The sequence below is a fragment of the Bacillus sp. EAC genome, from assembly GCF_002156875.1.
GTDB lineage: Bacteria > Bacillota > Bacilli > Bacillales > Bacillaceae_G > Gottfriedia.
Window position 1 is genome coordinate 1 of record NZ_NCSY01000009.1, and the last position, 18986, is coordinate 18986.

The following is an 18986-nucleotide window of genomic DNA, read 5'->3' on the forward strand; positions in this document are numbered from 1 at the left end:
TCTGCAGAAGAAAGAAGTCAAGCATTTACAAATATGAAAGAACTTGAAAAACTAACTGCATTAGAATCTGATGTAGAAACAATGATTAAAGAAGCTGGATACAAAGATGTATTAGTACGTTCAAACGAAAATGAAGTAAATGTAGCGGTTAAATCAACAAAACATAGCAAAAAAGAAGCAAACGACATTATCCAAATGACTAGAAGTGTACTTGGAGAAAAACTAGTAGTAGTAAGCTTCATGACGAAATAAGAAAAGTGGAACGAGCTTGCTCAGCTCTGAGAGGAATATCTCCAATAATCTTTGAAGTGGCGATTTTTCCACTTCAAAGATTATTGGAATATTACCGAAGAGCTAGCTCGTGGAACTAGACAATAAGAAAAGTGGAAGCGCCTTGGTCAAAGTGGATGGCATGCTAAATTCACGACGTCCTGTCGTAACGCATGCATGACCCACATCCTGTGGGCCCACAAGTATGATGAAAATCTATCCTATAAGGAAAGATAAAAAAGTCGGTAGAGAATGCTTCTCTACTGGCTTTATTTTGTTTAAATCTTTTAATCGAGTTATTATTTAGCTATTTTTTGCTTGCTTGTTCCTATTTTTTCCTACATAACTGTTATAATAAAGAAGTAGTTCATTAGTGGGTTTAATTGAATTAATTTTTGGTAAGGAATAAATTAATTATTTTCCATTAAAAATGGATAAAATTAGTATGGTAAACGATTGCCTAAAATAATTTGTTGAAAAGTTTAGTATTAGGTTATAAGATTAGACTATATGTTTTTAAGGAGTGGACTTTATGAAAATTCATGAAATAAGAGAATTAATTAAACTAATTGACCAAACGACAATAAATGAATTTGAATTTGAAAACAATGGTGCAATTGTTAAAATTAAAAAAGGCGGACAAACAGTTGTAACTCAAGCTGTTGCTCCAGTTATCCATCAAGAAGCTATTCCTGTTGCAGCTCCAGTTGCAACATTAGAAAGACCTGCTGTTGAAGCTGCAGCTCCAGTAGTAGAAAAAGAAGATACTAGTAATTTACATAAAATTACTTCTCCAATGGTTGGTACGTTCTACGCATCACCATCACCAGATTCTGCAGAGTATGTAGCAGTTGGTGATCGAATTAAGAGTGATTCAATTGTTTGTATCGTTGAAGCAATGAAGCTATTTAATGAAATTGAAGCTGAAATCGATGGAGAAATAGTTGAAATACTAGCTAAAAATGGCCAATTAGTTGAATACGGTCAACCATTATTTTTAGTTAAGAACTAATATACAGAAATTAATTTACAGTACTTTACTTAAGAAGGTGAAGAAATGAAAAAGGTTTTAATTGCAAATCGTGGGGAAATTGCGATTCGTATTATTCGAGCTTGCAAAGAATTGAATATTGAAACAGTTGCAATTTATTCTGAAGGCGATAAAGAAGCATTGCACGTACAAATGGCAGACGAAGCTTATTGTGTCGGTCCAAAATTATCAAAAGATAGTTATTTAAATATGACTAACATTATTAGTATCGCAAAATTAACAGGCTGCGAAGGAATTCATCCGGGTTATGGTTTCTTATCAGAAAATGCTAGTTTTGCAGAATTATGTACTGAATGTAATGTGAAGTTTATTGGTCCTACAGCTGAATCGATTTCAAAAATGGGAACAAAAGATGTTGCTCGTGAAACGATGAAAGAAGCTGGAGTTCCAGTAGTACCGGGATCTCAAGGTATTATTGCAAGTGTTGAAGATGGTAAGAAAATTGCTGCTGATATAGGATATCCTGTCATCATTAAAGCGACTGCTGGTGGGGGCGGAAAAGGTATCCGTGTAGCAAGAGATGAGAAAGAGTTAGAAAAAGGTATCCAGATTACTCAACAAGAAGCACAAACTGCTTTCGGTAATCCTGGTGTTTATCTTGAAAGATACATTGAAGATTTTAGACATGTTGAAATTCAAGTATTAGCTGATGAGCATGGCAATACGATTCATTTAGGTGAACGTGATTGTACAATTCAACGACGTTTACAAAAATTAGTTGAAGAAGCGCCATCTCCAGTTTTAGATGATGCTACTCGTGAAAAAATGGGTCTTGCAGCAGTTAAGGCAGCTGAAGCTGTAAACTACTGGGGTGCTGGTACAGTTGAGTTCATTTATGAGCCGCATACTAAAAATTTCTTCTTCATGGAAATGAATACACGTATTCAGGTTGAACATCCTGTTACTGAATATATTTCTGGTGTTGATTTAATTAAACAACAATTATTAATAGCAAAAGGCCATCCATTAAAGATTACACAAGCAGACGTTTCTTTAAAAGGTTGGTCAATTGAGTGTCGTATTAATGCTGAAAACCCAGATAAAAACTTTATGCCTTCTCCTGGTAAAATTATTACGTATTTACCACCAGGTGGTCCTAATGTTCGTGTTGATTCTGCAGTTTATACCGGATACACAATTCCGCCATATTATGACTCAATGATTGCAAAAGTTATCGTTCACGGCAAGACAAGAGACGAAGCAATTGCTATAATGATAAGAGCACTGGAAGAATTTGTAGTTGAAGGAATTCACACAACAATACCATTCCATTTAAATTTACTGCAAAATGAAATCTTCGTTAAAGGGAAGTATAATACTAAATTCCTTGAGGAACATGAGCTTGTGACTAAAAGATAAAGTGGAGGGATCTACATGAATGATAATCAAATGTTAGAAATGGGTAGCGCAACTTTAGGTAGAGTTGAAATTGCTCCTGAAGTAATTGAAGTTATTGCTGGTATAGCAGCTGCTGAGGTTGAGGGCGTTTCTAGTATGCGTGGAAACCTTGCATCTGGTATTTCTGAAATTATTGGTAAGAAATATCATGGTAAAGGTGTTCGAGTAGATTTATCAGATGATCGAATTACAATTGATGTGTATATTCTAGTTAAATTTGGTAAATCAATTCCAACTGTTGCAGGTAATGTACAAGACAATATTCGTCAAGCTTTACTAACAATGACTGGTCTTGAATTATCTGAAGTTAATGTTCACGTTGTAGGTGTTCAATTCGATACGAAAGCTGAACAAGAAGCTCCAATTGAACTTTAAAATGATTTATTTAAAAGAGAGTATCCAATTTATTGGAACTCTCTTTTTTTTCTAGCTCTTTTTTATCAATTTTTTTGAAAATCTACATTATATGATATCAGAGTCTTTTACATTTGGATCTACAATGGAAGATGTGAATCTTCTTTAGGTACTTCAGTAGAAGTAAAAACTTTCTTGCGTAGAGCTAAAGGAAGATGACCACCAGTTCTATTGAAAAAGAACAACATTGAACGGAAAGACACGAATAACTTTTTCTACGTATCCAATATGTTTACTAAAAAGGCTTATGTTTTTAATGTTTTGGAAAAAAATAAGATTATATTTTGTTTGAAGTGCACTGTTTTTTGCCTAATCAGATAATTTAATGTTCGTGTTTTGCCGATGTTTAAGTGAGTAATGTATAAAAAAATAAAAAAAAGTACTAAAAACACATACATTAAACTATTATTTTTTTAGATTTTAAGTTAAAATGTAGAAAATGCTTTAAAAAGTATGGAGTTTGCTTAGAAACGTTAATAATAATAAAAACAATAGTTAATAGATACATCGTTGGAACTTGTAAAAAAAAATGGTAAAATAACGTGTTACTATACAAAAATTAGAATTCGTTATACCTATGCAACGAATTGTTAAATTAGCTTAAAGGAGTTTATTATTTTGATGAAACGTAGAAAAGCAAGGGAACTTGCATTACAAGCTTTATTTCAAATGGATTTAGGAGAAGCAAATGCTTCAGATGCATTACAACATGTATTAGAAGAAGCTGATGAAAAGGAAGATTTATTTTTAGAGTCAATCATATCAAACTTTGTTAATCACAAAAATGAAATAGACCAAAAATTATCTTCTAATATTGAAAGCTGGACAATTGATCGTTTAGGCAATGTTGATCGAAATATACTTCGAATCGCTTTAGTTGAAATGGACTATTTAGAGGATGTTCCTAAAAGTGTATCAATCAACGAAGCAATTGAAATTGCAAAAATTTACGGAGACGATGATTCAAGTAAATTTATCAATGCGGTATTATCAAAATTCTAAATAGATAAAGTGTTTATATGCATAGGGGGAAACTAAAATGGTAGCAGCATTAATTAATGGGAAAGAAGTTTCAATTTCAATACGTGAGGAATTAAAACAAGGCGTAACCGAATTAAGAAATCAAGGTGTGATACCTGGTTTAGCTGTTGTGTTAGTTGGAGAGGATTCTGCCTCAAGGACATATGTTAATTCAAAACATAAAGCATGTAATGAACTAGGTATGTATTCTGAAGTAATTGAACTAGAAGATACTATATCTGAAGATGAATTATTAACGATTGTAAAAAGACTTAATGACGATCAGCAGATTCACGGGATTTTAGTACAATTGCCTTTACCTGAACATATTTCAGAGACGAAAGTAATTGAAACCATTTCGCCATTAAAAGACGTTGACGGATTTCATCCAATAAATATCGGAAGAATGATGACAAATCAAGATGCTCTACTACCATGTACTCCTTTTGGGATATTAAAATTAATTGAAAATATAAATATCCCGATTAATGGAAAACACGTTGTTGTTATTGGACGTAGTAATATAGTAGGGAAACCAGTAGGTCAATTATTTTTGAATGAAAATGCCACTGTTACTTATACACATTCACATACAACAGATCTAAAAAATATTACAAAGCAAGCTGATATATTAATTGTAGCTATCGGAGTCGCTAAATTAATCACAACTGATTTTGTAAAAGAGGGTGCCATCGTAATTGATGTTGGAATGAACAGAGATGAAAATGGTAAATTATGTGGTGACGTAGACTTTGAAAATGTGAAAAACATTGCTGGTTACATTACACCTGTACCAGGTGGAGTTGGACCGATGACGATTACAATGTTACTTCACAATACATTAAAAGCGGCATCTCAAATTGAACATAAGTATAACTTGAGTATGAAGCTTTAATTGTTTGCATTTGTATGAATGAAAGAAGGGGTAGGCATGACAGAAAAGCTACCAGTTACAGTAACCGCATTAACTAAGTATATAAAAGCAAAATTTCAGGCTGACCGAAATTTGCAAAATATCCTACTTCGTGGTGAAATCTCAAATTTTAAACGTCATTCATCTAGTGGACATTATTATTTTACATTAAAAGATGATGGAGCTAGAATTGCCGCGGTCATGTTTCAATCCTATAATTCAACGATTAGTTTCCAGCCGACTGATGGTATGCAGGTTATTGTCCAAGGTGAAATAACTGTATACCCTGGGTCTGGTAGCTATCAAATTTACATAAGAGATATGCAACCTGATGGTGTAGGTGGCCTATTTGTTGCTTATGAACAATTAAAGAAAAAATTATCAGAAGAAGGACTCTTTGACCAGAAATTCAAGAAAAAGATTCCTTCTTTTCCTAGTGTAATTGGGGTAGCAACATCACCTACGGGAGCAGCTGTTCGAGACATTATCACAACGATTCAAAGAAGATACCCAATCGGTAAGATTGTCGTTTTCCCCACACTTGTTCAAGGTGAACAAGCTCCTATGTCAGTCGTTAAATCAATTGAAACGGCTAATACATTAAAAGAAATTGATGTATTAATCATTGGGCGTGGCGGAGGCTCTATTGAGGAACTTTGGGCATTTAATGACGAGAAGGTCGCTAGGGCGATATTCGAATCTAAAATCCCTATTATTTCAGCAGTCGGACATGAAACAGATACGACAATCGCAGATTATGTAGCAGATTTGAGAGCTCCTACTCCTACTGCTGCGGCAGAATTAGTTTCTTTAAGTCAACGAGAGATCATTGAACAATTTACCGTACGTGAAGCGAGATTAAACAAAACAATGAATACAATCCTTGAACGTAAACAGGCTCAATTAAAAACGGTTCAGGATGCTTATGTGTTTAGATATCCAAATTCCCTTTTAAATCCTAAGCAAGAGGAATTTGATCGGACGTATGAAAAACTTCAAATGTCGATGAATGAAATCATTAAATCAAATTCGAATAAATACAAAGAGTTAAGTTCTACCCTACTGATTCATCATCCAAGAAATAGGGTGCAGCTTGAAAAGCAAAAGCATCATCAATTGTATTTGACATTGCAAAGTGAATTTAAGCGCCTGCTTACACAAAGACAGTTCGAGATGGAAAAAGCCATCCATACACTAGATGCTCTTAGTCCTTTAAAAGTAATGGCTAGAGGATATTCATTAGCTTATAAAGAAGATAATGAATTAGTTAAATCCGTCAAACAAGTAAAAGACGGAGATAGGTTCCAATTACAAATGACTGATGGAAAATTAAACTGTGAAGTACTTGAAGTAAAGGAGCAGTGAAATAAATATGGAACAAAATGTTTTATCATTTGAAGAGGCGATAAAAGAGATTGAAACAATCGTTCAGAAACTTGAACAAGGTGACGTTCCACTTGAGAAGGCAATAGAGTATTTTCAAGAGGGCATCAAACTTTCACAAATATGCAAAGACAAATTAACTAAAGTTGAAAAGCAAATGACGTCCATTTTAAATGAACAAGGTGAACAAACTCCTTTTACAATTGAGGAGGAATAGAATGAGTAACTTTAAAGAATTTATGGAGTATTCCACTAAACTTGTAAGTGAAGCAATGATTGAATCCATTGGGAAGCTAAAGGCTCCTGAGAGATTAAAAGAATCGATGGCATACTCCTTACAAGGAGGGGGCAAACGTATTCGCCCATTGCTTTTATTTGCAACATTAGATGCTTTCGGAAAAGATCCGGAAATCGGGATTAAGCCTGCATGTGCATTAGAAATGATTCATACCTATTCATTAATTCATGATGATCTTCCATGTATGGATGACGACGATTTACGAAGAGGAAAACCGACGAACCATAAAGTATTTGGCGAAGATTTAGCTGTTTTAGCTGGTGATGGATTGCTAACTTATGCATTTCAATTAATAACGGAAATAAATGATGTTGGTGTTTCTGATCAAGTTAAATTGCAATTAATTAGTGAATTAGCTATTGCTGCAGGTCCAGAAGGAATGGTTGCAGGACAAGTGGCGGATATGGAAGGCGAACGAAAACAACTTTCTGGTGAAGAATTACAGTTTATTCACGAAAGAAAAACAGGGAAAATGCTTATGTATCCAGTAATTGCAGGTGCTATTCTTTCAAGAGCTACAGCTGAACAACTATCACATTTAACGCAATTTGCCTATAAGCTTGGCATCGCATTCCAAATTCAAGATGATATTTTAGATGTAATTGGTGATGAAGATGTCTTAGGAAAGCCAGTCGGTAGTGATATTGAAAATGATAAAACGACATACGTAAAACTATATACGGTTGAAGGTGCAAAGGAACGATTACATACGTTTATCAATGATGCAAAACGACACATTCGAGCATGTGGTATTAAGGATGATTTCCTAATTTCCATCTGTGATTTTGTTGAAAATCGAAGTTTTTAAGCACTGATTGGGTAATATATAATTGATCTGCATTGAATAGATAAGCACATTTAGGTATAATGTAACTACTTTAATCGCAATGATGTTAATAGAATATACAGAAATGTAGGCCGTTAACACAAATGTGCTAGCGGCTTTCTTTGCTTTTAAATAAAATAAGATGCATATTCCACTTTACATGGTATTATGATACGTGGTGTTAAGAGTTAGTGCTCGAAGGTTAGCGTTTAACTTCAAGTATGGTAAAATCATTTATAGATAAGTTTACATAATAATGTATTATTTAAATAGATTTAACATCTAGGAAGGTGAGTGATCCAAGATGGATCTTACGACAATTGAAAATCCAAGTTTTTTAAAAAATAAATCGATTGAAGAGTTAGAGGAATTAAGTGAAGAGATTCGTGCGTTCCTTATCCAGCAACTTTCTGAGACAGGTGGTCATATTGCGCCTAACTTAGGAGTAGTCGAATTAACGATTGCATTACATAAAGTTTTTAATTCACCAAAAGATAAATTTCTATGGGACGTTGGGCATCAATCTTATGTACATAAAATTTTAACGGGTCGAGCAAAAGAATTTTCAACACTTAGACAGTTCAAGGGACTTTGTGGATTTCCGAAGCGAATTGAAAGTGAGCATGATGTTTGGGAAACTGGACATAGTTCTACTTCGTTGTCTGCAGCAATGGGAATGGCAATTGCTAGAGATATAAAGAAGACGAATGAATACATTATTCCGATTATAGGTGACGGTGCTTTAACAGGTGGAATGGCATTAGAAGCTATGAATCATATCGGACATGAACAAAAAGATGTGATTGTCATTTTAAATGATAATGAAATGTCTATTGCTCCAAACGTAGGTGCATTACATAGTATTCTAGGAAGACTTAGAACAACTGGTAAATATCGTTGGGCAAAAGGTGAATTAGAAGGTGTAATTAAAAAAATTCCTGGTATCGGCGATAAATTATCAAGTACATCAAAGAAACTTAAAGATAGTCTTAAATATTTAGTTACTCAAGGTATGTTTTTTGAAGAAATGGGCTTTACTTATTTTGGTCCAGTGGACGGACATAATTATGAGGACTTATTTGAGAGCTTAGAATATGCTAAGAAAACAAAAGGTCCAGTACTAATACATGTCCTTACGAAAAAAGGAAAAGGATATAAACCAGCAGAAAGTGATGATGTGGGTACGTGGCATGGTACAGGTCCTTATAAAGTGGAATCTGGTAAACTTATTAAGCCGGATAAAGCTCCTCCAGCTTGGAGTAAACTAGTAAGTGACACTGTTCTAAAATTAGCATTAAAAGATGAACGAATTGTAGCGATCACTCCTGCAATGCCTGTTGGTTCAAAATTAGAAAATTTCCAACAACAATTACCTGATCGCATTTTTGACGTTGGTATAGCGGAACAGCATGCTGCTACAGTTTCAGCTGGTTTAGCGACTCAAGGAATGAAGCCGTTTTTAGCGATTTATTCAACATTCCTTCAAAGAGCTTATGATCAAGTTTTACATGATATTTGTAGACAGAATTTAAATGTATTTATCGGGATTGATCGTGCTGGTTTAGTTGGTGCTGATGGAGAAACACATCAAGGTGTATTCGATATCGCATTTTTACGTCATATTCCTAATCTTGTATTGATGATGCCTAAAGACGAGAATGAAGGACAACATATGGTCAATACTGCCATTAAATATGATGATGGTCCTATCGCTTTACGTTTCCCAAGGGGGAATGGTTTAGGTGTGCCAATGGATGAACAGTTAAAAGAAATTCCGATTGGCTCATGGGAAGTTTTAAAAGAAGGTTCTGATGCAGTTATATTAACATTTGGAACGACTATTCAAATGGCTCTTGATGCAGCAGAGGAGTTAGAAAAAGAAAATGTTTCAGTTAAAGTGATTAATGCTAGATTCATTAAACCGATGGATACTGCAATGCTACATGATTTATTTAGAGATGGAAAACCAATCTTAACGATTGAAGAAGCTATGTTACAAGGTGGATTTGGAAGTGCGGTATTAGAATTTGCAAGTTCAAATAACTACCAAAACGTACGAGTAGATCGAATTGGAATCCCAGATGTCTATGTTGAACATGGTGATGTAGATAAACTATTAGCAGAAATCCATTTAACAAAAGAAGAATCTGTTAAGAAAATCCGAGAAATGGTTTGTAAAAAATAAGAGGATGTAATATAAATGGCGAAAAAGGAACGTGTAGATGTACTTTTAGTTGAACGTGGTTTAATCGAAACACGTGAAAAAGCAAAGCGTGCCATAATGGCGGGTCTTGTGTATACAAATGAACAAAGACTAGATAAGCCTGGTGAAAAGATTGATATAGAGAATCCTCTTCAAATTAAAGGTGAGGTAATGCCGTATGTTAGTCGAGGTGGCTATAAATTAGAAAAAGCGCTTAAAACTTTCGATGTTACTGTTGAAGATAAAATAATGATTGATATCGGTTCGTCTACAGGTGGATTTACAGATTGTGCACTTCAAAATGGAGCAAAGAAATCTTATGCACTTGATGTTGGGTATAATCAATTAGCTTGGAAATTGAGACAAGACGAAAGAGTCATTGTCATGGAACGTACAAATTTTCGATATGTTAAACCTGAAGATTTAATCGAAGGCTTACCTCAATTTGCTTCGATTGATGTATCATTCATCTCATTAAGATTAATTTTACCGGTTTTAAAGACGTTATTAGTTTCATCAAGTGATGTAGTAGCTTTAATAAAACCACAATTTGAAGCGGGTAGAGAACAAGTGGGAAAAAAAGGTATTGTTCGAGATGCAAAAGTACATGAAGAAGTCATCGAAATGATGATCGATTTCTCATTACGACAAGGATATGATATTAAAGCACTAACCTATTCACCTATTACTGGTGGAGATGGCAATATTGAATTCTTGATTCATCTTCATTGGGAAGGTACGAAAGAAACAGGAGATAATGAACTAGTTCGTACACCAAAAGATATTGTAAATGAAGCTCATATTGAATTAAAGAAGGCAAAATGATTGAAGGAAACCATAAAGGTTTCCTTTTTACTTATATATTATTAGGCTCTGTTAATGTAAATTGCTGATATTTTAAAAATGACTCTTTTCTAAAAGATTATTGCTTTTAAATAGGCTTTTCGAGACTCCTGTGGGAGTAGCGGGAAAGGTGAGACCCTACAGGCTTCGAGGAGGCTCATCTCACGCCTCGCGGAAAGGGAGCAACATTTCGTTCCAATCAACAATCTTTTTTTACAGAGCGTATTAATTAAAAAGTCTTCATTTTATTTTGAATTGCTTTTTTAGGAAACAAATGCGCCCGAATATAATCAATCAAAATCAAAAAAAGATATAAAAATTAGTTTTGAAAATCGTATTTTATGGAAACGGTTAAAAAATTGTATACAATAACTATTAGATTCGATAAGATAATCTTACATATGTAAGATATTTGTCGCAATTTGCAAAGAGGTGTATTATGAATAAAGGTCAGCGTCATATAAAAATACGTGAAATAATCGCTAAAAATGAAGTTGAAACACAAGATGAACTAGTACAATCATTACGTGACTTAGGTTTTAAAGTAACACAGGCAACAATATCACGTGATATAAAAGAATTGCATTTAGTGAAAGTTCCATTATCAGATGGTCGCTATAAGTATAGCTTGCCTGCAGATCAGCGTTTTAACCCACTTCAAAAGTTGAAAAGATTATTAATTGACTCTTTCATAAAAATAGACAGTTCTAGTCATTTAATTGTTATGAAAACTTTACCGGGTAATGCTAATGCAGTTGGAGCTTTAATTGATCACCTTGAATGGCTAGAAATTATGGGTACAATTTGTGGAGACGACACTATTCTAATAATTTGTCGTTCACCTGAAGATGCTGAAAATTTAAAAGAAAAATTTATTGACATGCTTCAATAGGTGAATGGTTTTAAGAGGAGAGAAACCTGTTGTTATCTGAATTAATTATTAAAAATTTTGCAATCATTGAAGAAGTTTCAATTTCATTTGAAAAAGGATTAACTGTTTTAAGTGGTGAAACTGGTGCAGGTAAATCAATTATTATTGATGCGATTGGTCTGCTACTTGGAGGACGTGGTTCTGCAGAATTTGTAAGGTATGACACTGAAAAAGCAGAGATAGAGGGATTGTTTCATATAGAAGATGAAAACCACCCGATTTATGCGAGATGTGAAGAGTTAGGCTTTGACATTGAAGATGAGATGATGATTTTAAAGAGAGATATCACTGCGTCTGGGAAAAGCATTTGCCGTATTAACGGTAAACTTGTCACAACTTCAATTTTAAAAGAAATTGGTGGTCTATTAGTCGATATTCATGGACAACATGAAAGCCAAGACTTAATGGAACAAGAACATCATTTGGCAATGCTACAGCAATATGATGAAAAAGAAATTTTGCCTCTGTTTGTAGATTATAAAGAAGTTTTTAATCAGTTTGTTTCGTTAAAAAAGCAGTTAAAACAGCTTACTGAAAATGAACAACAAATGGCACACCGGTTAGATTTAATTCAATTTCAACTTACTGAAATTCAAAATGCAAATCTAATTGAAAATGAAGATGAGCAGCTAACAGAAGAAAGATATAAAATTGCTAATTTTGAACGTATTTATAAATCACTTGTAGAAGCTTATCAAAGTTTATCTCAAGATGGATCTGGATTAGACTCTGTCAGATCGAGTATGTATTCTTTGGAATCAGTTACTTCAATTGATCCTGATATTAAAGAAATGCATGAAGGAATAAGCAGTAGTTTTTATTTATTGGAAGATATTTCATATCGTTTAAGAGATTCAATTGAACAAATGGAATATGATCCAATGAGACTTAATGAAATTGAAACACGATTAAGTGAAATTTCAATGTTGAAGAAAAAATATGGAAACAGTGTTGCAGATATATTAACTTATGCTCAAGGAATTGAGCAAGAGCTTGATAAAATTCAGCATAAAGATAAACATATTGAACAAATAGAAAAAGAATTAGAAAATGTAACTACTCGTTTAATTGAGTCAGGAAACATTCTTTCGAATAAACGAAAAGAACTAGCTAAAAAATTAACTGCAGATATACATAAAGAGCTTAAAGAACTTTACATGGAAAAAACAACCTTTGAAATTGTATTTTCAGTTGAAGAAGGTTTAGAAACGGATCCTTATTTTGAGAACAAACATATTAGGTTTAATAAAGATGGATTTGATCATGTGGAGTTTTACATTTCTACTAACCCTGGTGAACCGTTAAAGCCTTTAGCAAAAGTTGCATCTGGAGGAGAATTATCGAGGATGTTCCTGGCGTTAAAAAGTATTTTTACGAAGCATCAAGGGATTACATCGATTATTTTTGACGAAGTTGATACTGGTGTCAGTGGTAGAGTTGCTCAAGCGATTGCCGAGAAAATCCATAAAGTATCAGTTAACTCACAAGTATTATGTATCACTCATTTACCTCAAGTTGCTTCTATGGCTGACACGCATTTATTTATCGCCAAAGTGATTGTTGGTAATCGAACGAAGACTTCTGTTACTCCTTTACAAAATGAACAAAAGATAAATGAAATCGCAAGAATGATTGCAGGTGTAGAAATAACAGATGTGACTATTCAACATGCGAAAGAATTGATTGAACAAGCAACTTCAACTAAGTATCAATCACATTCATAAAAGTACGAGAATATTTAATGAAAAATCGAATTTGATTATTCATTAAATATTCTCTTTTTTTTGTGGGAATTATTGAAAATTTAGTAATTGGAAAATGGGAAATGAAACATACTAAGACAACATTATACCTTCAAACAGATATCATATTTTTACAATTATAATTTGCTTTTATGAAGCTAACATTAACTATATAGCCATGAACTAAATAAAATTAAATCTGGCACTAAGGAGAGTGATTCGCTTGTGAAAAATGTAAATGTTCAACGAATAATAACTATTCTTCTCCTTTCAATAGTAGTTGGTATTAGCGTGTTTAATATAAATCAAAAAAATGTATTTTCATCTACGATTAGTTCTCATGATAAACATGGAGATATCATTGATGTAGCACTAGGTATTAATGAAATCCCAATTAAAAAAGTAGATGTAAAAGTATTAAACAATTTAAGAATAATACCAGGTGGTCAATCAATCGGAGTTAAGCTTAATTCTGTGGGTGTTTTAGTTGTAGGTCACCATTTAGTAAATACGCACCAAGGTCAAAAATCACCTGGGGAAATAGCAGGAATCAAGGTTGGAGACATGATTATTAAAATGAATGGTAAACAGATTGAAAAAATGTCTGATGTATTACCGTTTATTCAAAAAGCAGGTAAAAATGGTCGACCAATCAAAATAACAGTGAAAAGAGAAGGTAAATACTATACAAAACTTTTACAACCTATTCGTGATCAAGGACAAAATAATTATAGAATAGGTTTATATATAAGAGATTCTGCTTCTGGTATTGGTACGATGACTTTTATTGAGCCAAATTCATTAAAATATGGCGCATTAGGCCATGTCATTTCAGATAGTGATACAAGAAAAGCAATTGAAGTAGAAGATGGACATATCGTATACTCTACAGTTACATCAATTGAAAAAGGTTCTGATGGCTCACCAGGCGAAAAAATTGCACACTTTGCACTAGACAGAGGTACGATTGGAAATATTACTTCAAATAGCCCGTTCGGTATATTTGGAAAAGTAAATAGCAAAATTGATAATGGTATTATGTCGAAGCCTTTACCGATAGCTTTATCAAATGAAGTTAAAAAAGGACCAGCCAAAATACTTACTGTAATTCACGATAATAAAGTGGAATCCTTTGACATAGAAATTGTAAGTAGTATCCAACAAAAATTCCCTTCGACTAAAGGGATAATTTTAAAAGTAACAGATAAACGTTTATTAAAAGAAACTGGTGGAATTGTCCAAGGTATGAGTGGATCGCCAATTATTCAAAATGGAAAATTAATTGGCGCAGTTACACATGTTTTCGTAAATGATTCGACAAGTGGATATGGTGTCCATATAGAGTGGATGTTAGATGAGGCAAAAGTACCTATTTATGACTATCAGCTGAAAAAAGCTTCATAAATAATAATCATATAAAACAAAACACCTAACTAAATTGTTAGGTGTTTTCTTCAGGTTTTTTTGATCAAAATTTAACAAGAGTTTTAAATGAAAATAGCTTTAAAACGTATTCATATCAGCTTATATGTACCTAGATGCGAGTAATTTTTTAGAAAATAAATTGAGTTGAACTAAAGAAGATAAATTTGTTATATTAAAAATTTAACGAATCTTGTAATGTTATTGTAACTTTTTATTAAAAATTATAAATTTACATACTATTTAATTTTTTATATAATGAATTATATGTAAAATTCGACTTATTACATAATGGTTTTTAATACAATCGTCGAATGCTAGAAGAAAATGAAGAAAACTATCTATATTAATAAAAATATTCAGAATTTATAATAAAAACAGGAAATAAATTTTTATTGTCGAAATAATCGGTAATAAGATATGAAATTCACTATAGAGGATATAGGGAGGAACGGTTGTGGAGAAAATAAAAGTAGTATTAGTTGATGATAATAAAGAGCTTGTTATCATGTTAGAAAACTTTATAAACGCACAAGCTGATATGGAAGTAGTAGGTGTAGCATTTAATGGACAAGATTGTTTACCTCTAGTGAAGGATAAAAAGCCCGATGTGTTAGTGTTAGACATTATTATGCCTCACTTAGATGGTTTAGCAGTATTAGATCGTTTACGTGGTGGACTTGTTGAAAAAATTCCAAATGTAATTATGCTAACAGCGTTTGGTCAAGAAGATGTTACGAAAAAAGCAGTTGACCTAGGCGCATCTTATTTCATTTTAAAACCATTTGATATGGAACATTTAATTAGTAATATCCGTCAAGTTGTTGGAAAAGGTTCTTCAATCACAAAACGTAATTCTCCATCATTAGTATCTAATTATGAAAACAAGCCACGTAACTTAGATGCAAGTATCACAAGTATTATCCATGAAATTGGTGTTCCGGCACATATTAAAGGATACATGTACTTACGTGAAGCAATTTCGATGGTATACAATGATATCGAGTTATTAGGATCGATTACGAAAGTATTGTATCCAGATATCGCTAAAAAGTTTAATACTACAGCAAGTCGTGTAGAGCGTGCGATTCGACATGCTATTGAAGTAGCGTGGAGCCGTGGAAATATCGATAGCATTTCTACATTATTTGGCTACACAATTTCTATGTCTAAAGCAAAACCAACTAATTCAGAATTTATCGCAATGGTTGCTGATAAATTACGTTTAGAGCACAAAGCTAGCTGAAAGAACTGAAATTCAAATTCGTTATAGCGACTAACTTCTTAAGAAATTATCGATATTTATCGCAATAGCAATTATATATGATCGCAGAAACGTTGTCTTTTTTAGACGACGTTTTTATTTTTATCTCTGTTAAAAAAATAATGATTTCCACTTCAGAATGCTTGCTTCGCTTAGTTTCAACTGTCTCAAGTCCCCCACAGGAGTCGAGCACCTTACGCTCCCAATCAAATTCTACTATTTATCAATTGTTATTTTTATGTCAACCTAACTAAAAACAATCTTTTCAAAGGAAGCCTTTATTCCATAGTCACTAACTGAGCCTTATTTAAAAAAGCATTTTTTCTATTTGCAGGAAGAATTGCTTTTATATTGAATTTGAAAGGATAGTTCTTCAATGATACTTCATATAATTAGAGAATTAGTTTATCGATAATAGGAGTGATAAATTGAATTGGAAATTGAAACTAACATTGTGGCTAGTTGTACTTTTAATGATTATTTACGTCTTTATAAGCTATCAAAAGTTAATTTATGTCTCTCATTTTTCGTTAATCAATAAAAAGGAGATTACAAATATATCATTTAACGAAAACTGGGAAAAATTTAGAAGAGAATTAAATATCTCGAATAATGATTCGAAAATTGAGGATGTTAATTTTATTTTATATAAAGATAAAATTAAATCGCTAAACTTTCATATTGTTGATAAAACAAATAGCAAATATATTAAATATGATTACAGAGAATGTCTTTCTTGTGAATTTAAAGAAGATAATGGTGTACATATTTCAAAATATACAATGGATACTTACAGTGAGTATGAAAATTTAATGAACGCGAAGGAATTTTTTTCTAAAATTGATACCTTAACAACTAAAGGACTCTTAAATAAAAATAATAAAAAGTATACTATGATACGATCGTCAGGAATGGATGAAGAGATTGGATATGAAGGGGATTATCTACTTTTGGATGATCAGAACCATCTAAGGAAAATTAAAAAGATTGTACCTCAATCGAACAAAAGCTATAGTGGTTATAATTTAATGATGATGGTAAATAATAATTGGAGTGAGTTTTCAAGTAATTACGAAACAACTACTGTTTTTATAAAGAATTATCATGAAAATGATGAATCTGATGAAATTGAATAGAAGGATTGTGTATTTCGATTACTGAAATACATTTGAAAAGATCCTTCATATAAAATTTCCCTTTGCATTATTAAATTAGATATGGTATACTATTTTCTGCGCCACTGATCATATAGAAAAACGATATTATTACTAGAGAAATTGGAAGAAAATCGGACGCATTCCATGACGCGTCATCCATTTCGACCTTTTCTAAAATTTGTAGTAGTGTCTGTTAGTGAAGATTGTTGTGAAACAAGCTGCCTAATGGAACGGCCCTGGAGCCGAAATTGCGAAAGAGAGGTAGGGCTTTCGCCAACAAACAACAATTAAAAAATAATTAACTAACTTATATATATAAAAGGTTATTCGTATACGTTGTGCGAATAGCCTTTTTTCATTTGAAAACCGGGAGCTAACTCCATTAAAGCAAAAAAATAAGTAAGACAGTTATAGGCTGTCTTACTTATTTTTTCATTAGAATATAAAAACGATTGTGAACACGATCGCGACAATGAATCGATAAATAGCAAATCCAGTCAGTTTTACATGTTCTAGTAATTTTAAGAAAGTAACGATTGCTAGAAGTGCTACAACAAACGCTGTGATAAATCCTGAAGCAAATAAAGGTAAATCAGATGTGCTTAAAATATCCAAGTTTTTAACTAAATCTAAACCACTAGCAGCTATCATCATTGGTACTGCCAATATAAACGTAAATTCAGCTGAAGTTTTACGATCTAAGCCGAAAAGTAAACCGCCTGCGATTGTTGAACCTGATCTAGAAAATCCTGGCCAAAGAGCTAATACTTGAAAACATCCGATAATAAAAGCTTGTTTATATGAAATATGATCTAAATCAGATGATTTTGGATTTTTAGATACTTTTTCAGCGACGATAAGTAAAATACCTCCTGCTACTAAACCGATAACTACTGTTTTAGGTGAAAATAAAACATCTTTAATGAAATCATGTAATAAAAGACCTACAACACCAGCAGGAATTGCTCCGATAAAGATGTGACCTAAATTTAAGTTTGTATGTCTGTATCCTTCTGATTTAATCCCAAGAACTGACCATAATCTTTTCCAAAAAACTACTACAACAGCCAAAATTGAACCGAGTTGTACAACTACTTCAAATACCGATGCTTTTGCACCTGTAAAATTTAACAAATCTGCAACCAATATCATATGACCAGTTGAAGAAACAGGTAAAAACTCTGTTAAACCTTCAACCATTCCCATAATTATTCCAATTATCCAATCAGCTAACATTATTAACCTCCATTAAAAGCTTGTCTTAATTACAATACTTTACATTTTACTTGAAATCGTTGTTTTATGAAAGTCTGAGATCGTTAAAAAAATCTAATTTGTGCATATTATTTAATTACTGTTTGTTTAATAAGCTCATTTTATAATGATTGCTCAACGCTCGCCCTTAGGAAAGTAAACATCCTGGATTGGGAATCAAGTAGAATCCACCAAACAAGCTGAAAATAAGTTGATCGGAACGGTAGGTGCGAAGACTCCTGTGGGAGAAGCGAGACAGTTGTGACCCCGCAGGCTTAATGCCGAGGAGGCTCAACGCTCGCCCCGCGGAAAAGGCAAGCATCCTGAAGTGGAAATCAACCAAGATTCTACTTAAAAACCAACATACTTTAATTAATCACACAATTAAAAAGAACCACCTTAATCTAAAGGGGGTTCTTGTCGGATTAAAAGAAACATTTAGTTTTCTTCGCTGTTTGTTTCTGGTTCTTGTTTTTCTAATTCCATTAACTTTTTCATTAATATGTGTTGTGGCATATGCATAATTTGTTCTAAAGGAACATTTAATTTTTTAGAAAGTAGAATCGCTGTTTCTGGCGAAATTTGCAATGGACGCAT

General features: G+C 32.9%; 17 protein-coding genes and 1 pseudogene. 16 read left to right on the plus strand and 2 right to left on the minus strand.

The window, feature by feature from the left end:
- The 16 genes and pseudogenes from B7R65_RS14820 to B7R65_RS14895 all read left to right on the plus strand — a co-directional run.
- Positions 1-252, plus strand: a 252-nt coding sequence (locus B7R65_RS14820) for a SpoIIIAH-like family protein (protein WP_142288260.1), incomplete at its 5' end; no start/stop codon positions are given.
- Between the two features lie 550 nt (positions 253-802).
- On the plus strand, positions 803-1282 hold the full coding sequence (gene accB / locus B7R65_RS14825) for an acetyl-CoA carboxylase biotin carboxyl carrier protein (protein ID WP_088043573.1): 480 nt from the start codon (positions 803-805) through the stop codon (positions 1280-1282).
- Between the two features lie 45 nt (positions 1283-1327).
- On the plus strand, positions 1328-2680 hold the full coding sequence (gene accC, locus B7R65_RS14830) for an acetyl-CoA carboxylase biotin carboxylase subunit (RefSeq protein WP_088043574.1): 1353 nt from the start codon (positions 1328-1330) through the stop codon (positions 2678-2680).
- 15 nt (positions 2681-2695) lie between these two features.
- Entirely contained in the window at positions 2696-3094 is a 399-nt protein-coding gene (locus B7R65_RS14835; RefSeq protein ID WP_088043575.1) for an Asp23/Gls24 family envelope stress response protein, read from the plus strand.
- Positions 3095-3754: 660 nt separating this feature from the next.
- A complete protein-coding gene (gene nusB, locus B7R65_RS14840) occupies positions 3755-4135 on the plus strand; it encodes a transcription antitermination factor NusB (RefSeq protein WP_088043838.1) in 381 nt (126 codons plus the stop codon).
- A gap of 37 nt (positions 4136-4172) precedes the next feature.
- Positions 4173-5048: a bifunctional methylenetetrahydrofolate dehydrogenase/methenyltetrahydrofolate cyclohydrolase FolD gene (gene folD / locus B7R65_RS14845; RefSeq protein ID WP_088043576.1), complete on the plus strand. Its 876-nt coding sequence runs from the start codon at positions 4173-4175 to the stop codon at positions 5046-5048.
- A gap of 36 nt (positions 5049-5084) precedes the next feature.
- Positions 5085-6431, plus strand: coding sequence for an exodeoxyribonuclease VII large subunit (xseA, locus tag B7R65_RS14850; RefSeq protein ID WP_088043577.1), 1347 nt, complete (start codon positions 5085-5087; stop codon positions 6429-6431).
- A gap of 7 nt (positions 6432-6438) precedes the next feature.
- Entirely contained in the window at positions 6439-6666 is a 228-nt protein-coding gene (locus B7R65_RS14855) for an exodeoxyribonuclease VII small subunit (protein WP_088043578.1), read from the plus strand.
- A gap of 1 nt (position 6667) precedes the next feature.
- Positions 6668-7555 (plus strand): polyprenyl synthetase family protein, encoded by an 888-nt coding sequence (locus B7R65_RS14860; RefSeq protein ID WP_088043579.1) that lies wholly within the window; start codon positions 6668-6670, stop codon positions 7553-7555.
- A gap of 322 nt (positions 7556-7877) precedes the next feature.
- Entirely contained in the window at positions 7878-9758 is a 1881-nt protein-coding gene (gene dxs, locus B7R65_RS14865; protein WP_088043580.1) for a 1-deoxy-D-xylulose-5-phosphate synthase, read from the plus strand.
- Positions 9759-9773: 15 nt separating this feature from the next.
- Positions 9774-10601: a TlyA family RNA methyltransferase gene (locus tag B7R65_RS14870; RefSeq protein ID WP_088043581.1), complete on the plus strand. Its 828-nt coding sequence runs from the start codon at positions 9774-9776 to the stop codon at positions 10599-10601.
- A gap of 457 nt (positions 10602-11058) precedes the next feature.
- Complete coding sequence (ahrC, locus tag B7R65_RS14875; protein ID WP_088043582.1) at positions 11059-11511, plus strand: transcriptional regulator AhrC/ArgR; 453 nt, start codon at positions 11059-11061, stop codon at positions 11509-11511.
- A 29-nt stretch (positions 11512-11540) separates the two neighbouring features.
- Positions 11541-13274, plus strand: a complete 1734-nt coding sequence (recN, locus tag B7R65_RS14880) for a DNA repair protein RecN (protein WP_088043583.1) — start codon at positions 11541-11543, stop codon at positions 13272-13274.
- A gap of 288 nt (positions 13275-13562) precedes the next feature.
- Positions 13563-14696, plus strand: a pseudogene (spoIVB, locus tag B7R65_RS14885) (SpoIVB peptidase); the annotation flags it as partial.
- A gap of 475 nt (positions 14697-15171) precedes the next feature.
- Entirely contained in the window at positions 15172-15960 is a 789-nt protein-coding gene (gene spo0A, locus B7R65_RS14890; protein ID WP_088043585.1) for a sporulation transcription factor Spo0A, read from the plus strand.
- Between the two features lie 446 nt (positions 15961-16406).
- Positions 16407-17114, plus strand: a complete 708-nt coding sequence (locus tag B7R65_RS14895) for a hypothetical protein (RefSeq protein ID WP_088043586.1) — start codon at positions 16407-16409, stop codon at positions 17112-17114.
- 456 nt (positions 17115-17570) lie between these two features.
- Here the strand turns inward: B7R65_RS14895 and bacA are convergent, their stop codons facing one another.
- Together bacA and B7R65_RS14905 are read right to left on the minus strand one after the other, a co-directional pair.
- A complete protein-coding gene (gene bacA, locus B7R65_RS14900) occupies positions 17571-18371 on the minus strand; it encodes an undecaprenyl-diphosphate phosphatase (protein WP_088043587.1) in 801 nt (266 codons plus the stop codon).
- A 456-nt stretch (positions 18372-18827) separates the two neighbouring features.
- Entirely contained in the window at positions 18828-18986 is a 159-nt protein-coding gene (locus tag B7R65_RS14905) for a YycC family protein (protein ID WP_088043588.1), read from the minus strand.